At 67.6% G+C, this 13603-nt stretch carries 10 protein-coding genes; 3 read left to right on the top strand and 7 right to left on the bottom strand.

Annotation, left to right across the window (positions count from 1 at the left end):
* Position 1: 1 nt before the first annotated feature.
* The 6 genes from ABZ004_RS01510 to ABZ004_RS01485 are packed head-to-tail and all read right to left on the bottom strand — an operon-like array spanning position 2 to position 8075.
* Complete coding sequence (locus tag ABZ004_RS01510) at positions 2-895, bottom strand: hypothetical protein (protein ID WP_355677801.1); 894 nt, start codon at positions 893-895, stop codon at positions 2-4.
* Positions 896-901: 6 nt separating this feature from the next.
* On the bottom strand, positions 902-2893 hold the full coding sequence (locus ABZ004_RS01505; protein WP_355677800.1) for a hypothetical protein: 1992 nt from the start codon (positions 2891-2893) through the stop codon (positions 902-904).
* Entirely contained in the window at positions 2890-5919 is a 3030-nt protein-coding gene (locus ABZ004_RS01500; protein ID WP_355677799.1) for an ATP-binding protein, read from the bottom strand. Before ABZ004_RS01500 ends, ABZ004_RS01505 begins: the two co-directional genes overlap by 4 nt.
* Positions 5919-6479 carry a hypothetical protein gene (locus tag ABZ004_RS01495; protein ID WP_355677798.1) on the bottom strand — a complete coding sequence of 187 codons (561 nt, stop codon included), beginning with the start codon at positions 6477-6479 and terminating at the stop codon, positions 5919-5921. Before ABZ004_RS01495 ends, ABZ004_RS01500 begins: the two co-directional genes overlap by 1 nt.
* Positions 6479-6763, bottom strand: a complete 285-nt coding sequence (locus ABZ004_RS01490; protein WP_355677797.1) for a hypothetical protein — start codon at positions 6761-6763, stop codon at positions 6479-6481. Before ABZ004_RS01490 ends, ABZ004_RS01495 begins: the two co-directional genes overlap by 1 nt.
* A 28-nt stretch (positions 6764-6791) precedes the next feature.
* Complete coding sequence (locus ABZ004_RS01485) at positions 6792-8075, bottom strand: conjugal transfer protein (protein ID WP_355677796.1); 1284 nt, start codon at positions 8073-8075, stop codon at positions 6792-6794.
* 409 nt (positions 8076-8484) lie between these two features.
* Here ABZ004_RS01485 and ABZ004_RS01480 point away from each other — a divergent pair, with 409 nt between their 5' ends.
* Both ABZ004_RS01480 and trxA read left to right on the top strand, forming a co-directional pair.
* Positions 8485-9360, top strand: a complete 876-nt coding sequence (locus ABZ004_RS01480) for an aldo/keto reductase (protein ID WP_355677795.1) — start codon at positions 8485-8487, stop codon at positions 9358-9360.
* A gap of 270 nt (positions 9361-9630) precedes the next feature.
* Positions 9631-10020: a thioredoxin gene (gene trxA / locus ABZ004_RS01475; protein WP_355677794.1), complete on the top strand. Its 390-nt coding sequence runs from the start codon at positions 9631-9633 to the stop codon at positions 10018-10020.
* 435 nt (positions 10021-10455) lie between these two features.
* Here the strand turns inward: trxA and ABZ004_RS01470 are convergent, their stop codons facing one another.
* On the bottom strand, positions 10456-11724 hold the full coding sequence (locus ABZ004_RS01470; RefSeq protein ID WP_355677793.1) for an FAD-dependent oxidoreductase: 1269 nt from the start codon (positions 11722-11724) through the stop codon (positions 10456-10458).
* 91 nt (positions 11725-11815) lie between these two features.
* On the opposite strand from ABZ004_RS01470, the gene ABZ004_RS01465 reads away from it, so the two are divergent.
* Positions 11816-13363: a helix-turn-helix domain-containing protein gene (locus tag ABZ004_RS01465; protein ID WP_355677792.1), complete on the top strand. Its 1548-nt coding sequence runs from the start codon at positions 11816-11818 to the stop codon at positions 13361-13363.
* The last annotated feature ends 240 nt before the right edge of the window (positions 13364-13603 follow it).

The following is a 13603-nucleotide window of genomic DNA, read 5'->3' as shown; positions in this document are numbered from 1 at the left end:
CTCATGGGCCGGTCCCGCCCGATACGTCGCTGATCAGCCAGCGGTTGTTCTGGCTGACCACCGTGACGAGAAGGGGGACGTCGAATCGCTGGGCGCCCTTGCCCGTGACGTTGATCGTGACTTTGACGAAACGGGTAATCCTATTCAGCGTATCCACCGGTGCGGCGTTCGGCATCGGCGAAGTGACAGGCGCCGCGACGACCGTCGACTTGCCACCGTCCTTCTGGAGCGCATCGTAGGTGGGATCGCCAGCCGAGCTAAAACTGGCGGCAACTTCAGGAGTCATGTACTTCGCGCACCTCGCGATCAGCGCCGCGTACGTTTCGGCGGCAGGATCGCGGGTGTAGAAGTCACGAGCCCAAGCACCGACGACATCAGACGCTCGCGCGGTCACCTCCGCGCCGGGCCTGCTCGTCTCCGGCGGTGGTGTCGTCAGACCTGTCGAAGGACCGCCGACCGGAACTTCGGTGCCTGTTCCGCTCGAAGCGGGCGCGGTCGGAAGAACCACGGGTCGGCCAGGCGTCAGGAGACCCACCGGACTCTTGTCCGACGAGTCGTCGCCGCCGAAGATCCGCGGTAGGCCTCCGCCCAACCCAAGGATGACGATCATCACGATTGCCACCAGGACTACGATCGCCACCGGCGAAACCGGCTCCGCCTGCCGCTGATTCCGCAGCCAGGCGATCCGCGCGGCGTGATCGTCTTTACGCCATGTCTTCTTCGCCCGCCGCCGTTCACGTCGGCTCAGGTCGTCGAGTTCCTCAGGGTATTCGTAGTCGCTATTGATCATTGAGCGCCAGTTGTCAGGCTCCGGAGGTAAGGGCCGGCGCCCCGCCTTCGACCTGTCTCCTTGGAACTCAGGCTCTTGACCACGATCCCGCTTGTTGCGCGCCATGACCCGTCACCGACGCTTTGGCACGTGGACAGTCACACCGTCTTTCGTGATCTGCGAATACTCCCTGAACCGCCGCTGGGTGGGAGCGGGCCCTCGCCGACGAGATCGTGTCTTGGGGGGTCCCTCGCGCAGACTTGCCGACGGGACGTAGGCACGCGGTTCGTAGCGCGCATCGCTGACCGATGAGGCCTGGATTCGTTTCGAATGACGGGCCCGCTGCACGTCGGAAGTGCCGGCACGTGACGTGCTCGGCGTCGACGTGCTCACAATCGCTGAGCTGGAACTGACCGATACGGTCCGGCCACTCTCACCGCTTGCCCTGGCACGTGCGCGCGAAAGGCTGATCGCAGGAGACTTCCGTGCGCCCTCTCTCTGCGAAGTCCGACTGCTCTCGGTGGCAGTCGATAGACCACCACCCCCGGACCCAATCGCCGCAGTTGTCTCGTGCCTTCGCCGATCTGCGCCCGTCGTCAGTTCGTAGGGGCTTCCTCCCGACGCCGGCCGACCACCAGCACCGATCGCGGGTGCCTGCCGGAAGACTCGGACGGAGCTCGCGTACTGCGGACTGGTACCGGTCTGTGTCTGTCGATCACGAGTCCGCTCCGCTGGTACCGGAGTAGCACCTCGATTGCTGATCGCGCTCGCGAGCCGTTGCACAGCGCCGGTCGCACCTCTGCGCGCAAGGTTGCCAAGCATGATGCTTCCTGTTCCCGGTCGCATCATCGTCGTCAGGCTGTCCAACAGCCGCCGCACTCGGACGCCCACGATCAGGACACAGATCGCGAGACCAGTGACGGGCAGCCAGCCCAGCGTGCCGCTCAAACTGAACACTGCGGTGAGCAATGTCAGCGCCGTACCGAAGATGAGCATCGCAAGGAAGGACTGCAAAACAAGGCCTATTAGGGCCTCGAACCAGTTGAGTCCCCATTGGCGCGGCCGACCGGGGATGATCCAGAGACAGGCAAAGAACACCCCCACCACCAAGAGTAGGAGGCAGCCTATGAAAGCCATTAATGCCGTGAATGCCAAGGCGATGTTCAAGAACGCGAACAGCGTCGCAGCTATTCCGGCGATCATCACAACGGCTACTCGGCCGAACGGATTGTCACCTTTGAGCCATTTGACAGTCGGCGCGTCACCTCCACCTTCGGCGGGGGCCACGACATCGTTGATGTACTTATTCCTGGCATCCGCATCGGTACCGACCTCGAGCAGTCCCTTGCCATAGCGCTGACAGGCGGCGATTGACCCGAACTCGGCGATACACCACGGTGTCACGACGAATCCACGCCAGCTCGCATCGGCTGATTTGCGGAGAAGAGTGTCTTTTGGTGTGCCGGTGAAACCAGGTTCGGGCCACGCAACTGGTGTCTGCATGGTCGGGCCCATGGCATCTGATGACGCGGTCATCACCGCACCGGCACCGAGTTGGCGAGCGCCGTCCACACCACGGATCCAGGTTCCCGGCGCCAAGGCGAAGCTGATGCTGAGCAGACCCGCAACGAAGACCCACATCAGCTGGCCAAGCGCGCTGCCGGAGGTCTTCCGCTGTGTATAGGCGGCTACCGCGCCGAACGCCAGAGCTGACGGAAGCAGCCAGCCGGCCAGTTGGGTACCCGTCGCACCAACCGTTGCCGATGTCGCGTCCGTCAAGGATGTGACATCGGTGAACGAAAAAAGCCACCATCCGACAGAGATCGCCGCACGAGTGATCGCGGTGACAAACATCATCACGATCAGCGCGTAGCCGTTGAAGATCATGTTGAAGGTGTCACTGATGCCCTTGTCGAAATCCAACGTGTAGAGCATCGGGCTGTAGGACTCGAAGAGGGTTCGGGTGTCGCCGTGAGTCAGGTCGGGGGTGGGGAGCAGGTCGCCGAAGCCGGTGGGGTTGGTGGGGCCGGTGTTGGGGTCGGCTGCTAGGGCTATTTGGGCGGTGACTATGAAGGAGATCGCTAGGACGGTGAGCGCCGTTCGGAGGCGGCGCGACCAGGTCATGCGACGTGCTCCTTCTTGCCTGAGCCGTTGCCATTGGATTCGACGGGGCCGGGCTCGTGCGCCGGGTACATGGCTTCGTTGTAGGCGGCTTCGTCTGCCTCTTGGTCGTAGACCTCGTCGGGGCCGATGGGTTCGTCGTAGCGGCCGGAGTGGGTGTGGTCGTGGCCGTTGGGGGTGGGGATCGGCGGCTGCGTTGGGGGCGAGGACTGCGGTTGCGCCGGAGCAGAGGAATGCGGTTGGGCAGGTGCTGAGGCCTGCGGGTGGGCGGGTGCCGAGGACTGCGGGTGGGCGGGTGTCGAGGCCTGCGGGTGGGCGGGGGTTGGGGTGTGCGGAGCCGGTGTATGCGGTTGCGTATGCGGTTCCGGGAGGGGTGGGGCGTGGTGGTTTGAGGTTTCTACTACTGGGACTGACGGGAGGGGGTTGTCCTGGACGGGTTCCTGGGCGTGGGCTTCGGCTTGGGCGGTGGCGGCGGCTGCCGGTTGGGGGAGGTCGTCAAGGTCCTCGTCGTCGTCCGCGAAGGGGTCCGGCTCTTCGTAGGGGCCGGGGACGGGGACGGTGGGTTCGAGGTCGTGTTCGGACTCGGGGGTGGTGCGGAGGAGGTCGGCTACGCGCTGGCTGGGGATGTCGATCTGGACGGTGGCTACTTCGTCCCAGCGGTCGCGCATGATGCAGTGGCCGTGGCGGATGCTCTTGCCGTTGGCGGCGGTGTTGATGCCGCGGACGAGGGTCTGGTACGGCGGGGTCTGCGGGCGACCCAACAGCTCCAAGAGCGAATCGACCTGTTCGCGCGAGCGGAGGCTGAAGGCGAACAGGGTGGTGATCTGCTCGACCAGGCCCGGCAGCTTCAGGATCGAAGCGGGGTCCTGGGTGTCCAGCACCAAGGAGGCGCCGAGGGCACGGCCGACGCGGGCGATGTAGTCGAGGAACGAAGCGCCGTCGGGGGTCTTGGTCAGCAGGTGGACCTCGGGCACGATGACGACCTTCGAGCGACCGCGGAACTCCCGGCGACCCGTCGTACGGACCATCCAGGCCAGGCAGCCGCGGAGGCAGGCCATACCGACGCGTTCGATCGGGGACCAGGATTCCGGGGCCGATTCGGGCGAGGGGAGGGTGAGGCCGGGCATCTGGACGACCCAGAGGCCCGGGTTCGTGGTCAGCGAGGACAGGCCGGACGGCGGGCCGGCCACGACCGAACCGAGGCCGGTCTCGACCAGGTCGCGCAGCGCGAACCCGACGGTCCGGGTGGTCTCCGATTCCGAGGCGCAGAGTCGCTGGATGACACCCCAGGACGAAGGATCGGGCGACTGGATCTCGGCGCGGGTCGCTGCCATCACCGGAGCTTCGGCAGCACCACGCAGGTGCGGCGGGAGCAGGAGCATCAGCTGCGAGGGCGCCTGCAGCAAAGCATCGTCGACAGGCAACACCCGAAGAAGATCGGCGGCACCTGAGAACTGAGCCGTGATCTCGATGACAGCAGTCGGTACGCCGTACTCCGCGGCCACTGCGGAAACGCCGGCCGCGTCGCCCTTCAGGTCCAGCAGCGGAACCCAGGCGCCCGCGAAGGCGGAATCGAGACCGCCGAGCATCGCGGCCGTCGTCTTCCCTCGACCCGACCGGCCGAGGAACAACGTCGTCGTCGCGTCACCAAGAGCCGAACCCGCGGCTGCGTCGAAGCGCACCAGACCCGGGGTCGACCCGGTCAGATACCCGATCGCCGGACCGGTGGCGTCACCGATCGACGCACCGCCCCAGAACCAGGACCCGAAGAACGCGGTTGACTCACGCACGTGCCCGAGATCGGGCACCCGGAGCTGGTCGCCTGGCAGCGATTCCAGCCACAGATCACGCTGTTCGTCCGCACCGGCCGCAACCGTGATGCCCCGATCGGCGTAGTGCGCGACCACGGCGTCGACGTACGTCTCGAGGTCTTCGCGGGTATCGGCGCTGACCAGCAGCCGAGGGTGGTCCTCGACCAGCGTCAGCCCGGAACGGTTGATGTCCCGCTTGACCTCGCGCATGATCCGCTCGGTCTCGACGATCTCGTCGGCAGTCTCCTCGGCGGTGCCCTTCGCGGCAGAGCGACGCTGCTCCTTGGCGCTCTTGCGGGTCTCGTCGACCAGGTGCCGCGCGGTCTTCTTGGTCAGCACCCGGAAGCGCACCGAGGCCTCGACGGTCACGTCGATCTCGTCGCCGTCGTCGTCGATCGCCTTGATCTCGCTCAGCGTCCGCAGCCACTCCCCGGCGCCGGGGGTCTCCAGCTCCTCGGGGAAGTCGGTCATCGCGAGCACGGTGGTGTACGCCGCGATCTGGCCGCGGGTGTCGTAGATGCGCAGGTGATCGGTGTACGGCACGACCCGGCCGGAGGTCAGCCGGGCCAGCGAGGCACCGGTGATCAGGCCACGGCGGGGCGCGGCGACGGCACCGCGGTGCATCTCGCGGCTGATCAGCCAGGAGATCACCTCGGCGGGTGCGGTGTGCGCCCGCCAGACGGTCGAGCCGAGCTGGCGGCCGAGTTTGCGGACGCGCTCGTCCAGGTGGGCGAGCTCGCGCGCGCTGACCCGCCAGGACGTCGTACCGAGGGCGTCGCTGATCGAACCGCGGACCTGGGCGGTGGCGCGCGGGTCGCGGTCGCTGAGGTGGACGCCGAGCGCGACGTACCGCTCCGGCATCCGCATCTCGTCGATCCGGTCCGCGCGGGTCTGCGCCCAGCCTTCGTGGTCGCCGAGCCGGTAGTGGCCGGCCACGCTGTCCAGGTAGTCCTGACCGGTCGAGCGGCCCCAGACCACCTTGAGGTGGCTGAGCCGGTCGCCGAGGATGGTCGCGGCGGCGCTCACCGCGGCGTCCAGGGCGGCGTCCTGCTCGGCCTCGGTGGCCAGGTCGGTGTTCGCGACCGAGATCAGGAACCACGCCTCGGCGCTGCGCTCGGTCACCAGCAGGCCGTCGGCGATGGCCACCAGCCGGGGCGGTGGCAGGCCACGGTCCCGGCCGATCCCGACCAGGTTCAGGAACTTGTCAGCGATCTTCATCAGTGCCTCTTCCCCGACGATGTCCTGCGGCTGACCTTCTGGACGTGGTCCGCCCCCAGCAGGCGAGCACGCTGGCTCACCGTGATGTCCGCTCCCGCGCGGACCTGGGGATCGACTTCCACCACGACCTCGCGATCCCATTCCGGGGTCACCCTGGCCCGTGCCAGGTTGGCCACTTTCTGGGTCGCGACGCGCTCACGCCATGGCAGGTACTCCGTCTTGTCGGCGGCCCGGGCGCCGAGTCCGATGATCGGGCGGTGGGCGCGCAACGCGTAGCGGACGGCGAGCGCCCACTCGGTCACCCGGCGGCGGCGTTCGTGGTGCTTGCCCGCGCGCCAGCCGAACGCGGTGATGACGAACGGCGGTACGACGTACAGGCTGACGGTGGGCTTCTTGGGCACCCCGATGAAGGGCACCAGCAAGGCGATCCAGACGATGATGATCACCGCACCGAAGATGATCATCCGGCGACGGGCGCCTTCTCCCAGATCGATCCCGAGCAGGTCGTACTGCCGGGTCTCGATCTCGAAGTGGTGGGTCAGGGTCCGGCCGACGCGCATCAATTACCTCCGGACAGCAATCCCCAGAAGCCCTTGAGCACGTTGATCGTCTGGTTGTTGGCGTAGATCAACCCGCCGACCAGGACGCCCGCGGCGATGTGGCCGAACAGCTCGCCCCACTCCCGCTTGAAGTAGTGGCCGATCGCGCGCAGGACGAGGATGGCGATGAAGATGTTCCCCGCGATGACCAGGACCCAGTCCTTGAAATCCGCGCCGGTCGGGACGTTGGGGTCGGCTAGCGGCACGACGAGCTCCACCACGCTCGCGGCCAGTTGGTGAGTCATCATTGGGGCATCTCCCTTGTAGCGGTGGTCATCCGACGGCAGCCACTTGCCATCGTTGTGCTCCGTCCGTGGCGACCGTGCGCCGCAGCGTGAGCGAGTAGGTCTGGTCGAGGGTGGTGTCCCCAGTACCGTCCCAGGTGACGGAAGCGGTGGCCTTCCGCTCGTCGTCGTTTCCGGTGAAGACTTGCCAGTCCTTCAGCTTGTCCAGCTTGACGACACCGTTCAGGCTGCGGATGGACGCGCCGGGCGCGGTCACCGCGGAGACCTTGATGTCGGATTCGGCGTACGCGCTGAAGAACGCCTCGGCATCCTTCAGGGTTGCCGCCGTCAGATCGTCGTCCGGCGCCAGTGCGTCGGGCATGTTGTCCGGCAGCGGGACCCGGTCGTCCGGGACGAAGGTGGGCTGACCGGCCACGACCACGCGACCGGACTGGGTCCGCGCGACCGGCACCGAGAGCCGGCGCCAGCTGTACGCGCCGCCGGACCAGGTCCGGCCGTTCAGGGTGAACGGGCGCACCTGCACCCGGACGTCCACGACCGCGGCGACGCCACCCGGGTCAACCTTGACCTCACCCGCGTACCCCGGGGCGGCGGTCTGCTTGCCGCGGCCGTTCCAGCCGCTGCGGGGGTCGAGGCCGGAGGCCAGGTCGACGCTGAGCTGCGCCGGGCGGGCGTCGGGGTTGGTCTCGTCCCAGTTCAGATAGGAGACGGCGAAGCGGGTCGCGATCGCTCGGGCCTCGTCGGAGGGGTAGCCGGACTGGCCGCTGATCACGGTCTCCGGTGTGTTGTTGGGCCGGATCCAGGACCGGACGCCGGAAATCGCAGCGAGTAGCAGCACCGCGACCACCAGGCCGCGGAAGAACCTGCGTGCCCAGGTGGAGAACGAGGACTCCGGCTCGGTCGACCACGGGGTCTGGTTCGGCTCCAGGGGTGCGCGCAGCGGCGTCGGGGCCGCGTGGGCACCGTGCGGCGATCGCTGCCGGAGCCGCTCGGGCTGGCGCGGGCCATGCGTTTGCTGCGGCTGACCGGGCGCCGTCGTACTGCGTTCCACCGGCGGTTGCTGCGGTCGGCGAGGAGGCGCCATCACTCCACCCGCGTCGGGCGGCGGTGGCGCGCTGTACTGCGCCGCTACGCCCTGTGCTTGCCGAGGCGTGGGTGACACCGGTCCATCGGGGTGGGCCCACCACTCCGGTGCGGTGTTCTGCGGGCGTCCTTTGCCCGACTTCCTGGAACGGCTCTGCTTCGTACGCCGCTGGTCCGCCCAGTGCTCACCTTTTGGCGGCAGATTCAGCAACGTTCGCCACCAACTCATCGCTACCCGCCCCTCAGACAGCAGTTACGCGGACAGTAGCCGGGAGAATACGGCAAGCAACTGTCCTCCGGGAGTCCTGAGGCCAGGATCCGGATGCTCCATCGCTCCCCGCAGCCATACTGTTACCCCACTCGCGGGCAGATGCACACTTCCGTTCGAAGCGTGACACCTTCGGTACCGTCTCCATAGCTCCTCTCTCATGCCCGACCTGGTCGATCAGGCAGCGCACACCCTGCCATACGGATCCGACAGCTTCGAAAATCCGTGCGAACAACATGGTAAGCGGACCGCACCAACTGATCACGCATAGTAACCGATCTCGCCGACCAGCCTGTGGAAAACTCTCCCGTGGCGAGGGGTCAAAGTACTAAGGTTTTGAACGATCACACAGACCCTTGGAAGGACTGGCATGGAGACTCGTCGGCTCGGGCGGCTGGAACACCAGAGTTCGGTACTGATTTACGGCGCGGCGGCGCTCGGCGGGGTCGACCAGGACGTCGCCGACGCCTCGATCCAGCTCGCACTCGATGCCGGCATCAACCATTTCGACGTGGCCGCCGACTACGGCGACGCCGAGCTGCGGCTGGGCCCGCGGATGCCGGAGATCCGGGACCGGATCTTCCTGGCCACGAAGACCGGCCGGCGCACGTACGACGAGGCGTGGGCCGAGATCAACCGGTCGCTGGAGCGGCTGCAGACCGACCACCTCGACCTGATCCAGATGCACGCGGTCTGCGATCTGGAGAACCTGGACCTGGTCACCGGCAAGGGCGGCTCGCTCGAGGCCGCGATCCGGGCCAAGGAAGAGGGCATGGTGTCTGCGATCGGCATCACCGGGCACACCGCGGCGGCGCCGTCGGTGCATCGCGAGGGACTCCGGCGGTTCGATTTCGACAGCGTGCTGACGCCGCTGAACTACCGGTTGTCGACCGATCCGCAGTACGCCGATGACTACGCGGCGTTGGTGGAAGCCGTCCGGGCATCGGACGCCGCGCTGATGACGATCAAGATGATCGCCCGGCGGAACTGGCAGGACGGCGAGGAGAAGACGTACGACACCTGGTACCGGCCGTTCGACGAACAGCGCTACATCTCGGCCGCCACCGCCTGGCTGCTGAACGGGCATCCGGAGATCACCGGACTGGCAACCGCCGGCGAGACCCGGCTGCTCCAGCAGATGATCACCGCCGAGCAGGAGCGCGCCGACCTCACCCCCGAAGCCGCCGCCGCCATCCTCGAAGAGGTCCACGACTACACCTCCCCCTTCATCACCATGCCCTGGTAATTCACCCGTTTGCATAATGTCCGGCACCGCCCGCACGACGCGCGCTCGGTCGGTGCCCCCCTCGCGGTCGCCTCGCGACACCGGCCCGCCCGTACTACGGGCGCCCGGTCGGCATCACATGCGGTTTGCCTCGCGACTACAGGTTGTTCGTTCTGCCCTGGCCTGCCCGGTCATGGCCCGCTGTCCGGTGGGTGATGGGATGGGTGGGGAACACCGGGTGGGGTTGTGCTGTTGTGGTGGGGGTAGTCGTCTAACTTTCCGGAGGTTGTTGTGGCAACGGTCGAGCTGTCCCAGGAGAACTTCGACAAGGTCGTCGGTTCCGACGGGCTCGTCCTGGTGGATTTCTGGGCGGAGTGGTGTGGTCCGTGCAAGATGTTCGGGCCGGTGTTCGAGAAGTCGTCCGAGAAGCACGAGGACATCACCTTCGGCAAGGTCGACACCGAGGCGCAGGTCGAACTGGCCCAGGCTTTCCAGATCAGCTCGATCCCGACGCTGATGGCGGTGCGTGACGGAGTCGTCCTCTACTCCCAGCCCGGCGCACTCCCGGCCGCGGCGCTCGAGGACCTGATCGGCCAGCTCCGCGCGGTCGACATGGAAGAGGTCCGCGCCCAGATCGCAGCCCACGAAGCCGAACACGGCACCGAGCCGCACACGCACTGACACTCCGTAGTACCCAGAACCAGCAAGCAGGGCAGTCGCACACGGCGCATTGTGTGCGGCTGCCCTGCTGGTCTGTTCGGGGTGGGCGCTAGAGAGCGTGGCTCCCGGGATCTTCGCGCCGCGCAGGGACGGGCAGGTCCGGGGAACCACGCTCTCGCCGCATCAGGCCCCCGCGGCCCGGTACGGCTACCCCGCCGATCGAGGCGGGTGGTGGATTTCCCGGCCGGCTGGGACGGGGGTTGTCAGCAGCCAGCCGGCCGGGAAGTGCGGCTCGGGTCGGCCGGTGGGGGGAGGGGGTGCAGGGGGCCGGCCGGCCCGGGGGTTCGGTGGGTTGGGACCTGGTTCGGCACCCAGCGGGTGAGGTGGTCCCGGGTGGTTGGTTCGGGGGTCGCCGGGTGGTCCCAGGTGGCGGGATCGCAAGGGTCCCCGAATGGGTTAGCGGAGGGGGTTGAAGGGGGCTAGTTCGGCGGGGCGGGTGCCGGTCGTGATTTGTTCGGCGAGGAGTTGGCCGGTGATGGGGCCGAGGGTGATGCCCCACATGCCGTGGCCGCCGGCGGCGAAGACGCGGGGGGACGTGGTGGCGCCGATGATCGGGAGGCCGTCGGGGGTGCAGGGGCGCGGGCCGACCCATTCGAAGGTGCGGGCGTCCAGGTCGGCGTCGCGCAGCAGCGGGCGGGCGCCTTCGACGATCGCGTCGATCCGGCGCGGGTCGAGCTTGGCGTCGGCCTTGCGGAACTCCATCATCCCGGCGACGCGGAGCCGGTCGCCGAGCGGCGTACAGGCGATCCGCTGTGCCGGGAAGTACACCGGCCCGGCCGGTACGTGCGCGATCGGCACGCTGAAGCTGTAGCCGCGCCCGGCCTGGACGATGGTCCGTACGCCGAAGCGGCGGGCCAGGTCGCCGAACCAGGCACCGGTGGCCATCACGACGGCGTCGTACGCCTCGCTCTCGCCGTCGGCGGTGACGATCCGGACGCCGCGGATCTCGTCGACGATGTCGGAGACGTTCGCGTCGGTGACGATCTTGCCGCCGCGGGCCACGACCGAGTCGGCCAGCATCTGGACGTACTCACCGGGGTTGATGAAGCGCTGACCGTGCAGCCGGATGGCCGCACCGATCTCGTCGGACAGCGACGGCTCGATCTCGCGGGCGTCGTCGCCGTTGATGGCCTCGAACTCGATGCCCTGGCCGGCCGCGTGGATGTGCTCGATCTCGTCCAGCAGCACGGCCCGCTCGGCCTCGGTCCGGTACGCCGCGAGGAAGGACTTCGCCTCGTACGTCTCGGCCTCGACGCCCGCCTTGCCCAGGAAGTCGAACGCGTTCAGAGCCTGCCGGTTGATCGGGACCAGCGACTCCATCGCGGTCTTCCAGCGTCCGGCGGTGCTGTTGCGAGCGAACCGCGTCAGGAACGACAGCAGTCGCGGGCTCGCAGTCGGCGGTACGTAGACCGGCGAGGAGGGGCTCAGCACCGCGCGGACGCCGTACTTGAGGACGGCCGGTTCCGGCAGCGGGGTGGCCAGGCCGGGCGTGAGCCAGCCGGCGTTGCCCCAGGAGGCGCCCGCGGCGACACCCTGGCGATCGAGCACGGTGACCTCGACGCCACGCTCCTGGAGGAACCAGGCGGTGGCGAGGCCGACCATGCCGGCGCCGACGACGGCGACCCGGTCGGGAACGATGTGTGCGGAAGAACCAGCAGCGACCATGTATCGATGGTGCGGCTCACGTCGTGGCGCTGTCATGGTGCGATCACACCATTGGTGCGGGAAATGACAGTGCGAAGCGCACAATAACCTCATGATCACTGCGCCTGACCTCGTCATCGCCGTGGGACCTGCGCTGTTCGAAGTGGTCGTCACCGGTCACGGCGACGGCGAAGTCCGCGATGTCTTCCTGGCTGATCCGCAGGAGGCCGCGACCGGTCAACCCGGCGACCTCGTGCTCGGCCTGGGCCTGCGCGACGCGGCCGACGCGATAGAGCTCCTGGAGCGCTGTGCCGCCGGCAACGCGTCAGGCGTCGTACTGCGAGCAGCGCTCGCTAGGGACCCCGCAGTCGTCGCCACTGCCGAGCGCTGGCTCCTCACGCTCGTCGCACTCCAGCCGAGCGTCACCTGGGCGCACGTGGTGTGGCTGCTGCGCGGCGTGATCGACAGGGCGGCAGCACCCGACTCCCCCGTCGCTGGCGACGCCGGAGTACACCAGGAACTCTTCGCCCTCGCAGACGCCGCCGCTGCCATCGTGGACGCGCCAGTGACGATCGAGGACAACCAGAGCCGAGTACTGGCGTACTCCTCCGGTCAGGACCTCACCGACCCCACCCGGGTCTCCACCATCGTCGGCCGCCGCGTACCACCTGAGGTCATCGCCCACTTCCGCGCCCGCGGCATTTTCCGGCGCCTCGCCAGGTCCAGCGAGCCATTCCTCGTGCCCGACGGACCCAACGGCATCCGTCCGCGCCTCGTAGTACCAGTCCGGGCCGGTGGTGAGTGGCTGGGCTCCATCTGGGCGGTCGTGGACGGCCCAGTGAGCGCCGAGGTGACAACAGAGCTGAGCAATGCGGCCTCTGTTCTCGCCCTGCACCTTCTGCGGCTCCGTGCTCAAGCAGACGTCGCCCGGCGAAGTGCTATCGACCGTCTGCGGACAGTCCTCAGGCAGTTCTCACCAGACACCACGGTTGATGTGCGGCTCCCACCACCGCCGTGGCGGGTCGTAGCACTCGGCTCCCCCGCCGAGTACGACGTACCGCAGCAGCTGGACCTCTGGGAGTCGACAGGGCGCCGTCATGGCTGGAGTGAGCCGCAGCTGGCTGACCTGGACGGCACTGTTCTTGCCGTAGTCACTGACGCCGATGGACCCGGCTCCTGGCGATGGCTGCGCCGGCTAGTCGTCGACCTGGCCAAGGACGCCCCCGGTACTACGGCGGCCGCAGGCGGCCGCGCACGGGGACCCGCTGATCTCCCGAGTTCGCGGGCCGAGGCGGTAGAGCTACTAGGCCTCGTACGCCGGGGAGCCGCGCCCGGGCCAGCCTTGCGAGTAGAGCAGGCCTGGCACCTGCTGACTGTGCACCGGGCAGTCACCTCGCTCGACACCACCAAGCTGGACGGTCCACTGGCGACGCTGCTCAGACACGACATCGAGCACGACACCGGCTTCGTCGACACGCTCGAGGCCTGGCTGAACTACCCCGGTCAGCCCCAGCAAGCCGCGAAATACCTCCATCTCCACCCGAATTCGCTGCGGCACCGGATGAAACGGATCAACGAAATCGCCCCGCTGGACCTGTCCGATCCCCGCGAACGCCTCGCTTTGCAGCTCCAGATCGCCGCGGTCCGCACCGAGCACTGAGATCTACGCCACAGCCTCAGGTAACAAGGATTCACTTTCCGGAAATGGTTGGGCAACATCCGCCTGGAATTGTTGAGGTCACAAGGGCAAGCGAGACGCCCACACAGACTGCCCCAGCTTTTCACCAGGATGCTGGGGCAACCGGTCCCAGCTTTTCACCAGGATGCTGGGACCACCGCCCGAGCTTTTCACCAGGATGCTCGGGCACCGCGTGGCCCGGCGATTGTCTGAGCGATCGCC

It is taken from the genome of Kribbella sp. NPDC006257, from assembly GCF_040613535.1.
Classification (GTDB): Bacteria; Actinomycetota; Actinomycetes; order Propionibacteriales; family Kribbellaceae; genus Kribbella.
This window is presented reverse-complemented; position numbering and strand designations above follow the sequence as displayed.

Excerpts from the sequence above, each read along its gene's own strand:
- ABZ004_RS01510 (WP_355677801.1), bottom strand. The coding sequence starts at position 895 with ATGGCGCGCAACAAGCGGGATCGTGGTCAAGAGCCTGAGTTCCAAGGA.
- ABZ004_RS01505 (WP_355677800.1), bottom strand. The coding sequence starts at position 2,893 with ATGACCTGGTCGCGCCGCCTCCGAACGGCGCTCACCGTCCTAGCGATC.
- ABZ004_RS01500 (WP_355677799.1), bottom strand. The coding sequence starts at position 5,919 with ATGAAGATCGCTGACAAGTTCCTGAACCTGGTCGGGATCGGCCGGGAC.
- ABZ004_RS01495 (WP_355677798.1), bottom strand. The coding sequence starts at position 6,479 with ATGCGCGTCGGCCGGACCCTGACCCACCACTTCGAGATCGAGACCCGG.
- ABZ004_RS01490 (WP_355677797.1), bottom strand. The coding sequence starts at position 6,763 with ATGACTCACCAACTGGCCGCGAGCGTGGTGGAGCTCGTCGTGCCGCTA.
- ABZ004_RS01485 (WP_355677796.1), bottom strand. The coding sequence starts at position 8,075 with ATGAGTTGGTGGCGAACGTTGCTGAATCTGCCGCCAAAAGGTGAGCAC.
- ABZ004_RS01480 (WP_355677795.1), top strand. The coding sequence starts at position 8,485 with ATGGAGACTCGTCGGCTCGGGCGGCTGGAACACCAGAGTTCGGTACTG.
- ABZ004_RS01470 (WP_355677793.1), bottom strand. The coding sequence starts at position 11,724 with ATGGTCGCTGCTGGTTCTTCCGCACACATCGTTCCCGACCGGGTCGCC.
- ABZ004_RS01465 (WP_355677792.1), top strand. The coding sequence starts at position 11,816 with ATGATCACTGCGCCTGACCTCGTCATCGCCGTGGGACCTGCGCTGTTC.